Annotated in this window: 18 protein-coding genes; 5 read left to right on the forward strand and 13 right to left on the reverse strand. The window is 27.7% G+C overall.

The features are described 5' to 3' along the window. Positions 1 to 158: 158 nt before the first annotated feature. Together P4S50_RS11100 and P4S50_RS11105 are read right to left on the reverse strand one after the other, a co-directional pair. Entirely contained in the window at positions 159 to 1,868 is a 1,710-nt protein-coding gene (locus P4S50_RS11100; protein ID WP_277730854.1) for an HPr family phosphocarrier protein, read from the reverse strand. Positions 1,869 to 1,938: 70 nt separating this feature from the next. Continuing rightward, a complete protein-coding gene (locus tag P4S50_RS11105) occupies positions 1,939 to 3,318 on the reverse strand; it encodes a [Fe-Fe] hydrogenase large subunit C-terminal domain-containing protein (protein WP_331489577.1) in 1,380 nt (459 codons plus the stop codon). Positions 3,319 to 3,594: 276 nt separating this feature from the next. Here P4S50_RS11105 and P4S50_RS11110 point away from each other — a divergent pair, with 276 nt between their 5' ends. Continuing rightward, complete coding sequence (locus tag P4S50_RS11110) at positions 3,595 to 4,545, forward strand: DMT family transporter (RefSeq protein WP_277730856.1); 951 nt, start codon at positions 3,595 to 3,597, stop codon at positions 4,543 to 4,545. A gap of 38 nt (positions 4,546 to 4,583) precedes the next feature. Here the strand turns inward: P4S50_RS11110 and P4S50_RS11115 are convergent, their stop codons facing one another. The 4 genes from P4S50_RS11115 to P4S50_RS11130 form a co-directional block, all read right to left on the reverse strand. Next, the gene (locus tag P4S50_RS11115; protein ID WP_277730857.1) at positions 4,584 to 5,051 is read right to left on the reverse strand and encodes a methylated-DNA--[protein]-cysteine S-methyltransferase; all 468 of its coding nucleotides are present in this window, start codon (positions 5,049 to 5,051) and stop codon (positions 4,584 to 4,586) included. Positions 5,052 to 5,281: 230 nt separating this feature from the next. Then, on the reverse strand, positions 5,282 to 5,821 hold the full coding sequence (locus tag P4S50_RS11120; protein WP_277730858.1) for a hypothetical protein: 540 nt from the start codon (positions 5,819 to 5,821) through the stop codon (positions 5,282 to 5,284). Positions 5,822 to 5,850: 29 nt separating this feature from the next. Next, positions 5,851 to 6,405 (reverse strand): host-nuclease inhibitor Gam family protein, encoded by a 555-nt coding sequence (locus P4S50_RS11125; RefSeq protein ID WP_277730859.1) that lies wholly within the window; start codon positions 6,403 to 6,405, stop codon positions 5,851 to 5,853. Between the two features lie 194 nt (positions 6,406 to 6,599). Beyond that, positions 6,600 to 7,409, reverse strand: a complete 810-nt coding sequence (locus tag P4S50_RS11130; RefSeq protein ID WP_277730860.1) for a 5'-methylthioadenosine/adenosylhomocysteine nucleosidase — start codon at positions 7,407 to 7,409, stop codon at positions 6,600 to 6,602. A gap of 249 nt (positions 7,410 to 7,658) precedes the next feature. On the opposite strand from P4S50_RS11130, the gene P4S50_RS11135 reads away from it, so the two are divergent. From P4S50_RS11135 to P4S50_RS11145, 3 genes are all read left to right on the forward strand, one after another. Further along, positions 7,659 to 7,976, forward strand: coding sequence for a carboxymuconolactone decarboxylase family protein (locus P4S50_RS11135; protein ID WP_277730861.1), 318 nt, complete (start codon positions 7,659 to 7,661; stop codon positions 7,974 to 7,976). A 187-nt stretch (positions 7,977 to 8,163) separates the two neighbouring features. Next, positions 8,164 to 8,550, forward strand: coding sequence for a BlaI/MecI/CopY family transcriptional regulator (locus P4S50_RS11140; RefSeq protein ID WP_277730862.1), 387 nt, complete (start codon positions 8,164 to 8,166; stop codon positions 8,548 to 8,550). A 164-nt stretch (positions 8,551 to 8,714) separates the two neighbouring features. Beyond that, positions 8,715 to 10,937: a M56 family metallopeptidase gene (locus P4S50_RS11145; protein ID WP_277730863.1), complete on the forward strand. Its 2,223-nt coding sequence runs from the start codon at positions 8,715 to 8,717 to the stop codon at positions 10,935 to 10,937. A gap of 108 nt (positions 10,938 to 11,045) precedes the next feature. Here P4S50_RS11145 and P4S50_RS11150 read toward each other — a convergent pair whose 3' ends face one another. The 5 genes from P4S50_RS11150 to P4S50_RS11170 all read right to left on the reverse strand — a co-directional run bounded on the left by P4S50_RS11150 (position 11,046) and on the right by P4S50_RS11170 (position 15,257). Next, on the reverse strand, positions 11,046 to 11,783 hold the full coding sequence (locus P4S50_RS11150) for an amino acid ABC transporter ATP-binding protein (protein ID WP_277730864.1): 738 nt from the start codon (positions 11,781 to 11,783) through the stop codon (positions 11,046 to 11,048). A gap of 10 nt (positions 11,784 to 11,793) precedes the next feature. Continuing rightward, positions 11,794 to 12,465, reverse strand: a complete 672-nt coding sequence (locus P4S50_RS11155) for an amino acid ABC transporter permease (RefSeq protein ID WP_277730865.1) — start codon at positions 12,463 to 12,465, stop codon at positions 11,794 to 11,796. Positions 12,466 to 12,480: 15 nt separating this feature from the next. After that, positions 12,481 to 13,275 carry an amino acid ABC transporter substrate-binding protein gene (locus P4S50_RS11160; RefSeq protein WP_277730866.1) on the reverse strand — a complete coding sequence of 265 codons (795 nt, stop codon included), beginning with the start codon at positions 13,273 to 13,275 and terminating at the stop codon, positions 12,481 to 12,483. Between the two features lie 214 nt (positions 13,276 to 13,489). Continuing rightward, positions 13,490 to 14,044 (reverse strand): nitroreductase family protein, encoded by a 555-nt coding sequence (locus tag P4S50_RS11165; RefSeq protein WP_277730867.1) that lies wholly within the window; start codon positions 14,042 to 14,044, stop codon positions 13,490 to 13,492. 217 nt (positions 14,045 to 14,261) lie between these two features. After that, positions 14,262 to 15,257 (reverse strand): stalk domain-containing protein, encoded by a 996-nt coding sequence (locus P4S50_RS11170; RefSeq protein WP_277730868.1) that lies wholly within the window; start codon positions 15,255 to 15,257, stop codon positions 14,262 to 14,264. A 196-nt stretch (positions 15,258 to 15,453) separates the two neighbouring features. Here P4S50_RS11170 and P4S50_RS11175 point away from each other — a divergent pair, with 196 nt between their 5' ends. Then, complete coding sequence (locus P4S50_RS11175) at positions 15,454 to 15,687, forward strand: hypothetical protein (protein WP_277730869.1); 234 nt, start codon at positions 15,454 to 15,456, stop codon at positions 15,685 to 15,687. Between the two features lie 91 nt (positions 15,688 to 15,778). On the opposite strand, the gene P4S50_RS11180 is transcribed toward P4S50_RS11175, so the two are convergent. Further along, positions 15,779 to 15,967, reverse strand: a complete 189-nt coding sequence (locus P4S50_RS11180; protein ID WP_277730870.1) for a hypothetical protein — start codon at positions 15,965 to 15,967, stop codon at positions 15,779 to 15,781. A 115-nt stretch (positions 15,968 to 16,082) separates the two neighbouring features. After that, on the reverse strand, positions 16,083 to 17,150 hold the full coding sequence (locus P4S50_RS11185) for a transglutaminase domain-containing protein (protein ID WP_277730871.1): 1,068 nt from the start codon (positions 17,148 to 17,150) through the stop codon (positions 16,083 to 16,085). Between the last annotated feature and the right edge of the window lies 1 nt (position 17,151).

Consider the following 17,151-nt stretch of genomic DNA (forward strand, 5'->3'; position numbering starts at 1 on the left):
CTTATAAGCAAGTCCTTTTTATATCTTAGAAAATCATACATCTATTACATTATCTAAATATCATAGTAAGAAAAATACAATTTAATTAATAAATTATAAATACTTACAACCTCAATGTTTGATAAATTTTATCAACCCTTGATAAAATTTATCAAGTATTATAAATCATATTTCTTAGCTTTTAAAGATACGGTTCTATGTGTTATTCCCAAAGCTTTAGCTGCTTTATTGAATGTTTTATGTTTTTGCAGTGCACATTTCACAATTTCCTTGTCATATTCTTCCATGCTCGCTACATCTCCATCTTTTAAGTTTATTAAATTTGCGTTTTTTGGCTTAAATATAGATTTTATAAAGTTTGGAAAAACATCTATTTCTATTTGATCTTCATCACTTAATGTAATAGCTCTCATTATTATATTTTCAATTTCTCGTATATTTCCAGGCCATGTATATTCTTGTAAGTATCTAAGTGCTTCACTTGATATAGTCTTTATATTTATTTCTTCATTTTGGCATATTTTATTTATGAAATGCTCAACCAACAAAGGTATATCCCCTTTTCTATTTCTAAGAGAAGGTAACATTATAGGAATTACATTTAATCTATAGTATAAGTCTTCTCTAAATTCATTGTCTATTATCATCTGTTCTAGATTTCTATGTGTGGCAGTTATTATTCTTATATCTATTTTTACTGTCTCATTTCCTCCAATTCTCTCTATTTCTCTTTCCTGTATAGCTCTTAATAATTTAGCTTGAAGATTATAATTTATCTCTCCTATTTCGTCTAAAAACAAAGTTCCATTATTTGCAAGCTCAAATTTACCTATTTTTCTTTTAACAGCTCCTGTGAAAGCTCCTTTTTCATAACCAAACAGTTCGCTCTCAAGTAGATTTTCTGGAATGGATGCACAGTTAACCTTTATGAATGGTCCTTTGCTTCTTTTGCTAGCTTCATGTATAGCCTTTGCTACAAGTTCTTTTCCCGTACCACTTTCTCCTCTTATTACTACTGTTGCAGATGTTTTGGCAGCTTTTGATGCCATGGCTATTGCATCCTGAAGAGATGAACTCCTACCTATTATAAAATCAAAAGCCTCATGAACCTTATTTTTCTTTTTAAGCTCTTGTTCATAATACTCAATCTTTTGATTTGCCTTATCTAAGTTATACATCATATCCTTTAAATCAGTAATATCCTTATAAGTTGTCAGTACACCCTCAAATACCTTGTTTACAAATATACACTTTGAATTAGATATTATTTTTTTACCATTATTCTCAACCATTAGAGAATTCAATATATTGTTTCTTTGATAAAGTGCTTGTACACTAGGTCTTTTAGGATACATATCCTTAGCATTTTTTCCTATTATTGATTCACTGTTAATGTCAAATATACTCTCATAAGCTATATTGACATAAGTTATAACTCCATTACTGTCCATTACGCATATTCCATCATTTATATGATTAAGTATACTTCCAAATTTATCTTTTATTTCTTTTATAGATTCTAATTCCGTACTTATATTTATAGTATTTTCCTCTAGTACCTTGTCAAATTCTTCTATGTCATTGATTTTTTGGTCTATTTGTCCCGATATATATTTTTCTACTTTATCTAAAACTTCATTACAATTATCTCCATCACAAGTTATACATATAGTATCTCCTTGTTTTATTTTAAGAGATGTCAAAGATAACATGCTCGAAATCGGCATTTTTATATTTGATTTATTTTGTATATATAATTTTACATTATAGTCTCTTTTTAATCTGCTTATAAATGATACTATCATAGCAGCAGTTCTTGCATGAATCCCTTTTTTATTTGTAATTAAAATTCTTCTGCTAATTTCCATATAATCACTCCGAATTTTGACTTGTGGTTATATGTATTCTATCACATTACATTATATACTTGAACAACTACTACCTTTTTAACATATTAACTATTTCTTCATTTTCCATCATTTTATTTATATCATCAACATTAAATTGACTTAATATCTTAAACACATTTTCATTGTCAAAAGGAGTCATTATCAAAGAATCCTCACCAAACTCATTTACTAATGCTGTAGCTTTAGCCACATCTATATTAGTCCTAGGTCCTCCAACGCATCCACCATTACATCCCATACCTTCTACAAAGTTATAATCTATCTTTTGATTACTAGAGAGTTCACTCAAAAGCTTATTACAAGCTTTTGTTCCGTGTACCTTCTTAGATTTTAACTTTATAAGCCTTTTAGGATTTAATCTATTTACTACACTTTTAACAGAAAAACTTACTCCACCTGTTCTTGCATATACTCGTCCAGCAAATGAAGCTTGATCCTTTTCATCATTTGCAAGCTGGCTTAAATTTATATTAAGAGTATCGAACACTGTTTTAAGTTCTCTAAATGTCAACACAAAATCAATGTCACCTTCTAACTCTTTTTCCTTAGCCTCAGCTTTTTTTGCTATACAGGGGCTTATAAATACAACCTTTGATCCCTCATATAATTTTTTCAAAAACCTACCCGATGCAATCATTGGTGATATAGAAGGAGGCATATGTTCAAACAACTCAGGATATTTCTTTTGAACAAGTTTGAACCACACAGGACAACAACAACTAGTTAAATAAAAATCCTCTTCATCCTTGACAAGCTCAATAAATTCAAAAGCTTCTTTTATAGTCAATATATCAGCAAATAGTGCAACCTCTACCATATCCTCAAACCCCATAAGTTTTAAACCTGTACGAATTTGCCCCATAGTTGCATCTCCGAATTGACCTGTTATTGATGGTGCCACAGCTGCATATACCTTAGTATTTTTATCTTTTAGCATATCAATTAACGGAACAAACTCTATCTTGTCTGCCAAAGCTCCAAAATCACAGTCTTTAACACATTCTCCACAATTTAAACATTTATTATTTTCTATGATAGGTCCCTTTGTTCTTTTATATATATGAGCTTCATATTTACAAGAATCTTCACAACTACACTCCTTTTCGCAATACTCACATGCCCCATCTATTTTAGTAACTATGGGTTTATTAACCTTTTTATACTCTTTTATATTTTTAATCTCACACTCAAATTTTTTATTATCACTCGGATCAAGTCCCATTGCAACTCTTATATGATTTTTAATAAAGTTCATATCTTTTTCTTCAAATTCATATTTTTCCTTAATTTCATAAGCTAAATTTTCTAAATCCTTCTCCTCATGTAATTTACCATTCCAGTATCTATCTACTATTTCTGAAAATATATGCATTCTTTTTTCTTGAAAATTTTCAAATCTTTTGTTCAATTCACTCACCTCTAATATATATCGTTTAGGATATTATTACCAAATAAAGTACCTTATATGTATAAAAATAAGGATAGATCAATTTTTGATCTATCCTTGTGGCATAATTATATAACTTTACTAAAGAGGATCACCTAGTATATCTTGACTAGATTATTAAATCAATACCCAGCCTTTATCTAATTAAAACATATTATATTATTTTTTTATATTCCAATTGTTGTAACCAGGTAGTATAATAGACTTGATAAAATTTTATCTAAAGGAGTGAATAAGTTGGATAAGAATAAGTTAATGGCAATACTAGGTGCTATAACATGTGCTGTACTTTGGGGTGTTTCTTTTTTGAGTATAAAAGTAACTGTAATTGCTATTCCACCTATATCACTAGCTATATTTAGATTTAGTATAGCTATTTTGACTTTATTTTTCTTTAGAATTATAAAAAAAGATTTTTCTAAGATAGAAAAACAAGATATTTCCAAAATTATATTAGCAGGAATTTTAGGAATATCACTTTATTATTATTTTCAAAATACAGGAATAAAATTAATCCCAGCATCTCAAGCCTCTATTATACTTGGAGCAATACCTGTATTTTCTCTCTTAGCAGAATCATTAGTATATAGAACCAAACTTACAAGGCAAAAAACAGGATATATTTCACTGTCATTTATAGGAGTATTTATATTAACTGGAATAAATCAAAATTCATCTTCTTCAAGCTACCTAGGATATTTTATGATGTTTGCGACAGTTATTTCATGGATATTATACTGTATAGTTATAAAGCCTTTGTTTGAAAAATATTCACAGATTACTATACTTTATTATCAAAGTATTTTTGGAGTATTATTTTTAATACCTTTTTCATTATTTGAAAAAATCGATTTTAAAAACTTTGATATATCTATAATAATGCATCTTTTGTTTTTAGGAGTATTATGCTCTGCTTTAGCTTATACCCTATATATCTTTTCTATGTCTAACCTTGGAGTTTCAAACGCATCTATTTATTTAAACTTAATACCAGTAGTAGGAGTTTTAGCAAGCGCTACAATACTTCATGAAATTATAACTCTTAATCAAATTATAGGAGGTATTCTAGTATTATTCTCTGTTTATATGATAAATAAAGAAGGGTCTAAGCCTCTTGAAGCTGATAACTTATTGGTTGAAAATGTACCTAAGAATTTAAGCGAAGAATTAGCATTTAGACATAAATAGTATTAATGTAAGTAAAGCAGTTGGATATCCCAACTGCTTTACTTATTCTCTTTTTCATGATTTAGCAACCACGCTTTCCTATCAAGTCCACCTGCGTAACCTGTCAACTTCTTATTTGAGCCTATAACTCTATGACAAGGTACTACTATACTTATAGGATTTTTAGAATTTGTCATTCCTACTGCTCTTACTGCTTTTTCATTCCCAATTTTAGTAGCTACATCTTTATAACTTTTAGTTTCACCATACTTTATATTAGTAAGTTCATTCCATACATTTTTTTGAAACTCAGTTCCTTTTAAATCTATTTTCAAATCAAACTCTTTCCTTTTTCCTGCAAAATATTCATTTAATTGAGTTATAGCATCCTTCAAAATTTGAGGAATATATTCTGAACTCTGTCCCTCTTCTTTGACATGAGTAATTTCTAAAATATGTTCTTCATCACTTGAAATTTTCAATGTACCCATTAAAGTTCTTAGATATGCAAAATACAAAATTTTCATCCCCTTACTTTTAGTATAGTTATAAATATTATACCAAAAAAAGATGAAGCATATATGCCTCATCTCTTAGGGAGTTCCACTGGGTATTTCAGACCATATTTTGATTAGGGGTTTCAAAATATATTTAATAGAACTTATTATAGTTTAATATATATATACCTCTTTATTTAATATTTAAACATAAATATTATATTTTTTTATTTTGAGTAAAAACTCCCTCGAAATTAGAATTAGTCATTCATAAATAATAGCTGTATATTTTTTTGTATTGATATTTCTTCTATATCTTCTAAAAACTGATTATAATTTTCAAAGTTTCTTATAGATACATATGCTTTATTATCACTCGAAAAATCATCATCTAAATATCTTATTTTCATACCATATTTAGTAAATCTTGCCCCCATATATACATCTCCAATTTGGAAACATTTAATATTTTCCCACTCAATTTTTATATTAGGTCTTTTTCTATATAATGAATATATCTTAATCCCATAATCATCAATAACCATACGTGTATTTTTAATTGTACTATCATAGATAATTATTATGAATATAACTGTATAAAATAAATACCATAAGCTCAATTCTTGTGAATTATCGGACGTAGAGTATCTAAGAGAAGATTCTCCAATTTGTACAATAGAATTTTTATAAAATAAATATATATCCTTCACAGTCAAGAACATAACACATATTATTATAACTGATAATGATAACAATATAATTCTTTTTCTTTTATTAGAACTCTTATACTCGTTATACAATATATCCCCCCTATCTTAGACTTATATATTTAAAACTTAATTTCAAATTTACCTGGCTTCATCTCTATATCTAATCCTTCGACTTCAATTACTTCTCCAGTAATTTTATTGATTATATTTTCATTATCTATAATCAAATTTTTCTTCAAATCTCCCCAGGCTAGATCTTCTTTAACTTTTATATAATCTTCATATCCTTCTAAAACTTTTATACTTTCCAACACCTTTTCTTTGTCAATCTTAAAATCTGACTTATCCTTTTTAATTATTATCTTTCCAGCAGGTAGGGAATATGTCTTTTGGGTTTTAGTCTCTTTCATTTTTACAGTCTCAATATATTCTCTTAGCTTACTTTCAAAAAAGCTTTTCTCATTCTCCATTTTCTTTTTTTCTTGATCTAGTGCTACCTTTATTTGATTTATCTTATTTACCGCAACTCTTTCAAATCTCTCATATTCTTCACTTGATTCTTTTATTTTATCTAATGCCCAATCAGCTTTGTTATCATTGTCTATTTTCCAAGTTTCTTTTTCCTCTTCTTCTACATTTAAAAATAAATCTGATAATCTGAAATTCTCATCCATTTTAATTTCCTCCTTTTACATATAACTTTATTCTACTATAATATTAATTTGTTTTATATAAAAAATTCGTCTACTCGCTAACGCGGTGACTCATGTCGCCAACGATCCTTCCAGGCTCCGTTGCTTAAAAATACAAAAACAACCTCCACTAATAAAAGTGAAGGTCTACAATCAATCTTTATTCTTTTATAGAACTATAATTCTTGTCCTGAAAGTTTTATAATTTCTTCTAATAATAAACTAGCATTTTTTGCTGCAATCGGTAAAAATTCAGGATAAGATAGTTCAGCTTCTCCATCTGCATTGTCCGATATAGCACGAATTATAACATAAGGAATCTCATTTAAGTAAGCAACATGTGCAATAGCTGCTCCTTCCATCTCAACTGCAAAAGGATTAAAATTAGTACGAATTCTTTCTTCTAAATCTCCTCCTGCTATAAATTGATCTCCACTTGCTATTCTTCCTTTAAGAACATTTGATTTTTCTAAATTTATTTCTTTAGAAGCTTTCTCACATAAATTTATCAATCTATCATCCGCTTTGAAGTATGTAACACCTAGTCTTGATATTTCTCCTAAAGGTTCTCCAAGTGCAGTAACATCAAAGTCATGTTGTACAGCATCTGTTGATATTACTATATCTCCTTGCTTTAACTCTTTATTCATTCCACCTGCAACACCTGAATTTATCAAATAATCTATATCAAATAAATCAATCATTAATTGTGTACACAAAGCCGCATTTACTTTACCTACTCCAGATCTAGCTATAACAATATTTTGATTATCTAACTTACCTTTGTAAAAAGTTATACCTGCTTTTTCAATTTCTTTTTCAATATCCATCTTACCTTTTAATATTTCTACTTCTTCTTCCATAGCACCTATAATTCCAATAGTTTTTACATCTGTATTAGCAGTTTCACTAGCATTAGAACATCCACTAAGTATCATTAAAAATGTTGTAATAATTAAAAGTAATGCATATAATTTTCTGTTCATTAAATAGTCCTCCCAAAATGTTTTTTACGAATATTATTGAATATATATCTAAAATCGTTCGCAATTAATTTATATCATACTTTCCTTTTACTATCAAGTATTTTTTAATATAAACTGTTATCAATCTAATAATCTAAACACCTCATATTGTGTATAAAAATGTAATATAAAGAAGGTATTTACATTTATTTTAACGAATTCTATTAAAGTTAAATGTTAATATAACAAGATAATTTTGGAGGTAAAATTATGAGTGACCAACCTAAAATTAGTAATTCTTTTTTAACTTTTATGAAAGAAGCTCCTCAGCATTCAAAAGCTTGGATGGATGTTGTTAAAGGTTTAGATTCAGCTAGTGCTCTTGATTCAAAAACTGAAGAACTTGCATATATAGCAGTTTTAGCAGCAACTAGATTAGAGAGTGGATTATCTTTTCATGTTAAGCATGCCAAAAAATTAGGTGCTACACGTGAAGAAATCATCAGTTCCGTTCTAATAGGCTTACCAGCTGTAGGAAATATAGTTATTCAAGCGTTACCAATTGCATTAGATGCATTCGATGATTAATAGCCATAAAAAAATTCCTAACGTAAATTATACTTATACACCATTTAAATAGGAATATAATTTCCTACTCATTGTAAAAACCATGTAATTATTTTACATGGTTTTTTTTGACAACTATTGTTTACAAGTGTAAACTGAACTTAAAGTTTACAAGTGTAAACTTTTAAATTTAATGGAGGTGTTTTAAATGAAAAATATTCCTCAAATTTCAGAATCAGAATTAGAAATCATGAAACTTTTGTGGAAAAATTGCCCTTTATCTTCTAGTGAAATTATTTCTTTATTATCAGATAAAAAAATAAGCTGGTCTGATCAAACTGTAAAAACGTTTATAAACAGACTTCTAAAAAAGCGAGCTTTAAGATTTGAAAAATCAGGTAGAAATTATCTCTACTATCCCTTAGTCTCTTATGATGAATATATAAAAACAGAAAACAATTCTTTTATTCAAAGAGTTTATGATGGAGCTATAGAAATGCTTTTTTCAAAGTTTCTAGAAGAAAAAAAACTATCTGATAAAGAGATTGAAAATCTTCAAAGAATTCTAGAAGAGAAAAAAACAGTTCACAAATAAAAAATTGGTCTACTTGCTAACGCGATGACTTATATAGCCAACGATCCCTACGTGCTCCGTTACTTAAAAATAGTTGCAAGTATAGCTCTTTCACTAAGTTATACACAAAACAAAAATGATATAGCTTCTTTAAGCATAAAAAATTCACAAAAGGAGAATTATATATGAATTTACTTAATAAAGTTTTTTTATGGATTTTATATTCTTCATTGACATCTACTGTTATAATTCTACTTGTTCTTTCCATAAAAAAACTTCTTAAAAATAAAATTAGTTCTAAATTTTGTCATTCTTTATGGGTTTTAGTATTGATAAAACTTTTGTTCCCTTTTTCTCTTGAAAGCAACTTGAGTTTGTTTAATCTTTTACCTGAAAATGATATACATGTTGCAGCATATAATAATTTATATTATATGGAAGAAAATATAAATAACAATGCATCAAATCCTGACTTAAGTAATATAAAAAATCAAAATATACATAAAAACAACTTATTAAACCAAGAATTACAAGAAGAAAAAAACACAAATATTTTCAAAAGATTTTCTGTAGAAAAAACCTTAAAATTTTCTTCTTACATTTGGTTGTTTGGATTTTTATCACTATCTTTATTTATTATTCTAGCTGCCATAAATTTCACTAAAAAATTAAGAACTTTCAATGAAATAAACGATCCAGAAATAATACAAATATTGAATATTTTAAAGGAAAAATTAAAAATTCGAAAAGATATTTCAATATATTATAGTCAAAATGTAAAAAGTCCTTTTATATTCGGATTTTTCAATCCCAAAATATGTATTTCTAAAGATATTTTAAATGTTATTGACCATAATGAACTCTATTATATACTTTTACATGAATTGATTCACTACAAAAGAAAAGATCTATTCTATAATTTATTGGAAATGACAGCTGTAATGCTTCATTGGTTTAATCCAATGGTGTGGTTTGCAGTAAAGAAAATGAGATTCGATAGAGAACTAGCTTGTGACTATAGCGTCCTTGAAATCCTAGAACAAAAAGAATCAACCCAATACGGCATGACAATCATAAAGCTATCTAGCATCATTTCCAACAATATTTCAAAAAAAATGCTACCTGCATACTTTTACGAAAATAAAAATCAACTTGAGAGGAGAATTATGATGATAAAATCATTCAAGAAAGGTTCTTATAAAATATCTATTCTAACTATTATAGTATTTATGCTATTTGGCGTTGTTACCCTCACTAATGCTCAAATAAACACAACAAAAAATCAAATACCTAATTCAAACAAAGAATTTTACTTAGATATACCTTATAATAAACATTTTATTACCTTAGATAGAGCACTTGATTTTGTTGACTTTGATTTTAAAGTTCCTGATACTGTACTAAAAAATTATACTTTTGATTCAATTACTTTAAATAAAGATGAAGATGAGGCAAATATAAAATTCTTTGTTAGAGATGTTGTTGATACTTCTGGTTTTACTCTAACCGTTTCTAAAAAAGAACTTATGCGTGATGCAAAGGAAAATCCTTATGAATCCTATAAAGACGCTAATAACAAAAAAATCAATAAGGAGTCTATTGTAGAACCAATGACTATCTCTAATATTAATGGAACAAGTATAACTATTAAAAATACTTATGACTGGACAGAAAAAGATATAAAAGAATTAGAGAAAAAAAACACAGAGGACATTAAACATTTTCCTACTAAAGAATATATCCATAAGTATTTTATATGGCAAGATGATGGTCTATGGTATAGTTTAAATTATTATTTCAAAAGTACTGATTATTATGACGACTCTACCATACTTGAAGTTTCTATGGATGATATTAAAATTATTTTATCGTCTCTAAAGTATACTAAAGATTTAAAAAATACTAACTATGAATCTGAATCATGGAAAGATCATTTATCTATATACGAAGCTAAGGACTTAAAACACGCTGAAAAAATAATTGGATTTACACCAAAATTCCCATTACAATTGCCACGAAATTTCATTCCAACCTCTTCACGCACACGTTGTCTTATATATTCAGAAACTGAACCATGGGTTGAAATGATAACAACATTCCAAAACAAAAGTAATTCTAAATCAGAAATAGAATTTAGTCAAACAAAAGGTAAGTATAGATATGAATTTTTAAGTAAAAATGGATATGATAGAGATACAGAAATTAAAGCAAATAGTATAATAATAGGTGATACTGAGGTTTTTGAGCTTAAAGAAAATTCAAATATTAATTCAAAAAAATCACCAACAAAACAATATTATTTGTGGAAAAAGGACGATATTTTTTATGAAACTAAATTTATTGGAAAAACAGACAATGTTCAAGGGATATTGAAAACATTAATTGATGAACCACCTTATTTCGATTAATATAAAATTCGTCTACTCGCTAACGCGGTGACTCATAATTTTCTACACAATAGAAGAGCTATATTATTCTAGCATTCATACTCTAGAACAATATAGCTTTTTTTATATTTATTTATTTATTATCTGTTTTAAAAACCTTTTAGTTCTTTCATGTTTTGGATTATTAAATATTTCATCAGGACTACCTTCTTCTATTATATTTCCATTGTCCATAAATATAACTCTATTCGCAACTTCTTTTGCAAATCCCATTTCATGAGTAACTATAATCATAGTCATGTCTTTTTGAGCTAAATTTCTAATAACATTTAATACTTCTCCTACAAGTTCTGGATCAAGTGCTGATGTTGGTTCATCAAATAATATGACTTTAGGATTTAGTGCCATGGCTCTAGCAATACCAACCCTTTGTTGCTGACCTCCTGATAGTGTAGATGGATAATTACCCATTTTATCAGAAAGTCCAACTTGATTTAATATGTCCGCTCCTAAAGCATCTGCATCTTCTTTACTCATCCCCTTATTTACTATTAAAGACTCAGTAATATTTTCAAGAGCTGTCTTATTTTTAAATAAATTATAATTTTGAAAAACCATTGCAGTTGATTTTCTTAAATTATTTATATCTTTTTTAGATGGATTAGCTGCATCTATAGTTATATCATCAATATTTATTACTCCACTATCTGGTTTTTCTAAATAGTTTATACATCTTAAAAATGTTGATTTACCTGATCCTGATGGTCCTATAATAACTACAACCTCTCCTTTTTTAACACTTAAATCTATACCTTTTAAAACATGTGTATCTCCAAACTTTTTATGAATTTGTTTTATATCTATCATTTTTTCACTCCTAATATGCCTTAGACATATTTCTTTCTAGTCTATCTATAATATAAGTAAATAAAATAGTAATTATCCAATATATTATTCCTACAGCTAAATAATTTTCAAAGAATCTATAACTAGCTGCTGAACCCATCTTAGCTGCTGCAAGCATTTCAGAAACTCCTAATACGAAGGCTAATGAAGTTTCCTTCATAAGACTTATAAAAGTATTCCCTAGAGATGGGATTGCAATTCTTGCAGCTTGCGGAAGAACTATTTTTGTCATTCCTTGAAAATATGTCATTCCAACTGATAAAGCTGCTTCCATCTGCCCTTTATCTACAGAATTAATAGCTGCTCTAATAATTTCTGACATATAAGCTGAACTATTAATACTCAAAGTTAAAAAGGCTGCTGTATATGCATTTATTCCTCCTAATGAAGGTATAATTTGCGGAAGTCCATAATAAAATATAAATAATTGTACAAGTAATGGTGTTCCTCTAAAAAAAGAAACATATATCTTAGATAAAGGATACAATATTTTTATTTCATATGTTCTAATTAAAGCTATACTTGTTCCTACTACTAACCCTATAACTATCGATATTAATGCTAAGCTCAATGTAATAGGTAAAAATTTAATAAATTCTGGGAATCTACCTATAAAGTACTCTACTGAAAAATTAATATTCATTTAATCCACCATCTTCTATTCTTTAGTAATGTCTATTTCAAACCATTTTTTAGATATTTTTTCTAAAGTTCCATCATTTCTCATATCTTCAACTGCTTTGCTTACTTTTTCTACCAATTCTTTATTTTGCTCATTATTGACAAATGGAAATGCATTTTCTATTTTACTTATAGGTTCTCCACCTAATTGAATATCTAGTCCTGATTTTTGAACATTAGTCATAGCTGCTAACTTATCATTTAAAACCGCATCTATTCTTCCAAGTGCTACATCTTGAAGTGAACCTAAAAAATCTTCATAAGTAACGACTTCAATCTCGTTATTTATATCAAACTCTTTTATAATTTGTTCATAGTTTGATCCAAGACTTACACCTACTTTTTTGCCTTTTAAATCTTCTAACGATTTAACATCTTCATTTCCTTTTTGAACTATTAATTGTGCTCCACTATATACATATGGTGTTGGGAATATATATTTTTCTTTTCTTTGCTCTGTTATAGTTATTTGATTCGCTATTGTATCGATTTTTTTAATATCAATCATTCCAAATAATCCACTAAATTCAGATGTTACATATTCTACTTCATATCCTATTCTACTACCTATTTCATTCCATACATCTATCTCAAAACCATCTAACTCTCCTTTATCATTTTTAAATGTATAAGGGTGATATCCACCAGATGTTCCAATTTTTATTATATTTTTATCTGTTTCACTTACAGTTTTTGAAGAGCATCCTACAACCCCTACTAATAGAATAAATATTGTTAATGCTAATATGATTCCTTTTTTGTTAAATTTCATTTTGAATCCTCCTTTAAAATTATACTTCTATCAAATTGATAATTCCATTCTAACATTATCATTTTGATAAAGCAAGGTGTTTTTTTGTTTTTCCATCAAAAAAAGCTATTAAACTACATAAAATGCAGTTTAATAGCTTTAATTTAAATGTATAAATTTTCTACCATTTGTAGTTTTTATCATTTTGATATATTTTTTATTTAAAATTCCATTCTTATCTTATGTAAGTTACTACATCTTCATTTCTTTTTGGTGCACTTTGCTTTTTATCTAAAGCTTTATACCCTAAAGCTACTGTATAATGTGGTTCATAACCTTCAGGAATATTAAGCTTTTTAATTTTGTCTTCTTGTACAAAACAAAATTTGCTAAAACCTACCCAGCAAGATCCAACTCCTATACTTTCTGCAGCTAATAGCATATTCTGAGTAGCAGCTGATGCATTTACAAATTTACTATAGCAATCTTTTTTCTCAGACACCACTATTACAGTTGGTGCATTGTAATGTATATCGAACTTTTCATTGTTACCCAGTTTGGCTATCCATTTATCACTATGGTTTTTCATCATCATTTTAGATTCTTTATTTATTTCAGATATTATATCTTTGTTTTGGATTATAGTGAAGTGCCATGGCTGTTCATTATGTGCACTCGGAGCATACATTCCCGCCTCTATAATAACTTCTAATTCCTCATCTTTTATCTGCTCTTCCTTAAACTTTCTAATACTTCTTCTTTCTTTTATATTTTTAATAATATCATTCATAAATACCCCTCCAATATCTTCAAATAATTTTCTTTATTAGAGATTATATCATATATTCTAATTATGTAATTGTTACTTAAAATAGTTATAAGTGTAGTTCTTCCATCAATGTTATCCACAAGTTAAAAGTCATATAGTTCGCTTATATGTAAAAAAGCAGGATGAATACGATTAAATATCGTATCCATCCTGCTTAACTGACTTTTTTATATTATATCTAGCTATTAGTAACTGCTTCATCAGTTGCAGTTTCATCTGTAACCTCTTCATCTGTTGTAGTTTCATCTGTAACCTCTTCATCTGTTACAGTTTCATCCGTAACTGCTTCATCAGTTGCAGTTTTATCTGTAACCGCTTCATCTGTTGCAGTTTCATCTGTAACCTCTTCATCTGTTGTAGTTTCATCTGTATCTGTTTCATTGTCTACGTCTTGATCTTCTTCAATTTCAATTGTTTCAGTTTCTTCATCCCAATCTACTTTTAAACCTAAATTTTCAGCAATAAATCTTAATGGTACAATAGTTCTATTATTCATTGTTTCAGCAGGAACATCAAGTTTAGTTTCAACTCCATCTATGTACGCTACATCACTACCTAATTGAAGGACTATTTCTTTTCCATCCTTTGTTATAGTAACTTTTTTATCTTCTTGATTCCAACTTACATCTGCTCCGAATCCTTCTGATATAGCTCTTACAGGAATTAATGTTCTACCTTCTTTAATAACAGGTGGAGTATCAAATTTCATATTCATTTTTTTAGATATTATATTATCAACACGTAATGTTTTAATTCCAGGATATTTATTGTTGATTTCTTCTACTCTTTCTTGTATATTCTGAAGTTCCTCTTCTGAATAAGCTTTCCTTGCTTCTTTTTTAAGTTTTTGTATTTTTCTTTTTATTTCATTTCTTTTTTTATTATCAATTTGTTTAGTTTCTGGTTTTTCAGTATCTTCTGTGTCTATATTATCTATTGTAGATTCGTTGTTTTCTATTTGTTTATCTTCTAAAATATTATTTTCCTTTACTTTTGAATCCTTACTTTGCTTTTGATCTGAGCTCTTTAAATTATTTGAGCGACTGCTTTGAGTTTTTCTCTTGCTGTTTGATGAACCTGAACCCTTATTTCCTTTTGCAAAAGAAGCCATGGGTGCTACAAGTATTAATGTTAGTACTAAAACTGCGGATAATATTTTTTTGACTCTTTTCATATTAATAATCCCTCCTTGGATATTAAATTTATTTAATTTAATATTATTACATTTTTCGCAATTTTTAAATAGTCTAGCATTACTATATATTAATATTCAATCATTGATTTAAATTGTATTTTTGGTATTTTTGTCATAATATGCAAATATATGTTATAATCATTATTGCTTTTTAAAAATAAGGAGGTAGTAATAAATGGCACAGCAAGGAATAATCGGAGGACTAATTTGTATATTAATTGGTTTATTTACACTTATTTGTACTATTAAAAAACCTAATTTTTTCTGGGAAAATAGAAAAGCCCTACGTATGAGAAGATTAATCGGAGATAAGATAACTTCTATATTCTATATAATTATAGGTGCTTTCGCCCTTGGTGGTGGTACAATTGCACTTTTAGGTGGAATTGTTGGAGCATTCGCAGGGTAATTAACCCTGTTTTTTTTATAATTTTTTAGTATATAAAAATAGAATTCCTTAATATATTAAGAAATTCTACTTCTATTAGTTATATTGTTTTTTATGCTTCTTCGTCGTAAGAACCTGCTCTTTTATGTGAAAGCTTAGATCTTTTTGTAAGTCTTTTATTATTTGGATCAATTTTTTTACTATCTACAATTCCAATATCACTTCCATGTTCAGAATACATTTTTCTAAGCTCTGAATTTGATTTTCCACGTGTTTTCTTAAGATTTTTATTATTATTCATTTGAGTTTCCTCCTTCTTTTTGTTTCTTTATTAATTTAACCAATCAACAAAAAGATATATTAGAAATTATTGAAAACTGTTTATATTTCTGGAAATCCTTATAAATTTTTTCATTCTAATTGAAATAAAGAATATAAGTACCTATATCTTCATATTCTTCTGACTTAATCTTAATCTCCCATCGATTTGAAAACTTATTTAATCTTAACTCTGCAACACTACTTCTTGGTATAAATTCTATAGATTTTCCCTGTACTTCATTTCTATTTAGGTAATATTTGTGTGTATTTGGATCAAAATTATATAACGATATTCCACCGATTCTTATATCCGCTAATGATAACATTGTTTTTTTTCTAATTCCTTCATATTTTGTGTTAGCTAATGGATAAAGTGTTCTATCCCAAGAATGAGATTTAGATATAAATTCATCCGTAACATTAAAATATTCATAACTTACCTCATGCATTTTATCAGATATATTTACATATGAAGGATCATTCCAAGTTGTATCTAGATGATACCATTTTCCTTCTATATAAACTATATTCCAAGCATGATCTCCTCCAGTTATCAATTTATTTTGTATATCCACTTTATCTAACATTAACTTTGCTAAATGTGCATATCCTGAACAAACAGTCTTTCCTTCAAACAATGCTGTATATGCATTTGTTTTTTCCTTTGTTTTATCATACTCTATATTAGTTACAATCCAATCGTTTATAGCTTTTTCTTTTTCAAAATCACCCATAGAAGGATCTATTATTTCAGATATAATTGAATTTACTCGATCTTTTACCTCAGAATATTCTTCTTGACTTAAATTATATTTGAATGATATTTTCACCTTTGATTTATAAGCATAACTAGTTGTCTCAGTTTCATAATTACTTACCAATACTGTATATTCTCCATTTTCATCAATCACCTTTTTTATCGTGTCACTAATTCTTTGAAGTATATCAGAATTGTCCCCTTTATAAGTGAATTTCACCTCATTATCTAAATTATCTATAGCAAGTTTTATATTCTCTTCAACTTGGTCTAAGTCGGTACAAATTGGATTTGTATCAACAATTTCCATTGCTTCTAAATTTTCTTTGATTATATTGTCAACATCACTACACCCCATTAATAAAATCGACATTATACATATGATTACTTGTAATATTATCTTCATA

The organism is Tepidibacter hydrothermalis, assembly GCF_029542625.1.
GTDB lineage: Bacteria > Bacillota > Clostridia > Peptostreptococcales > Peptostreptococcaceae > Tepidibacter_A > Tepidibacter_A hydrothermalis.

Coding starts and splice junctions, on each gene's coding strand:
- P4S50_RS11100 (WP_277730854.1), bottom strand. CDS start 1,868: ATGGAAATTAGCAGAAGAATTTTAATTACAAATAAAAAAGGGATTCAT.
- P4S50_RS11115 (WP_277730857.1), bottom strand. CDS start 5,051: ATGAAAATTTTGTATTTTGCATATCTAAGAACTTTAATGGGTACATTG.
- P4S50_RS11125 (WP_277730859.1), bottom strand. CDS start 6,405: ATGGATGAGAATTTCAGATTATCAGATTTATTTTTAAATGTAGAAGAA.
- P4S50_RS11130 (WP_277730860.1), bottom strand. CDS start 7,409: ATGAACAGAAAATTATATGCATTACTTTTAATTATTACAACATTTTTA.
- P4S50_RS11135 (WP_277730861.1), top strand. CDS start 7,659: ATGAGTGACCAACCTAAAATTAGTAATTCTTTTTTAACTTTTATGAAA.
- P4S50_RS11140 (WP_277730862.1), top strand. CDS start 8,164: ATGAAAAATATTCCTCAAATTTCAGAATCAGAATTAGAAATCATGAAA.
- P4S50_RS11145 (WP_277730863.1), top strand. CDS start 8,715: ATGAATTTACTTAATAAAGTTTTTTTATGGATTTTATATTCTTCATTG.
- P4S50_RS11150 (WP_277730864.1), bottom strand. CDS start 11,783: ATGATAGATATAAAACAAATTCATAAAAAGTTTGGAGATACACATGTT.
- P4S50_RS11155 (WP_277730865.1), bottom strand. CDS start 12,465: ATGAATATTAATTTTTCAGTAGAGTACTTTATAGGTAGATTCCCAGAA.
- P4S50_RS11160 (WP_277730866.1), bottom strand. CDS start 13,275: ATGAAATTTAACAAAAAAGGAATCATATTAGCATTAACAATATTTATT.
- P4S50_RS11165 (WP_277730867.1), bottom strand. CDS start 14,044: ATGAATGATATTATTAAAAATATAAAAGAAAGAAGAAGTATTAGAAAG.
- P4S50_RS11170 (WP_277730868.1), bottom strand. CDS start 15,257: ATGAAAAGAGTCAAAAAAATATTATCCGCAGTTTTAGTACTAACATTA.
- P4S50_RS11175 (WP_277730869.1), top strand. CDS start 15,454: ATGGCACAGCAAGGAATAATCGGAGGACTAATTTGTATATTAATTGGT.
- P4S50_RS11180 (WP_277730870.1), bottom strand. CDS start 15,967: ATGAATAATAATAAAAATCTTAAGAAAACACGTGGAAAATCAAATTCA.
- P4S50_RS11185 (WP_277730871.1), bottom strand. CDS start 17,150: ATGAAGATAATATTACAAGTAATCATATGTATAATGTCGATTTTATTA.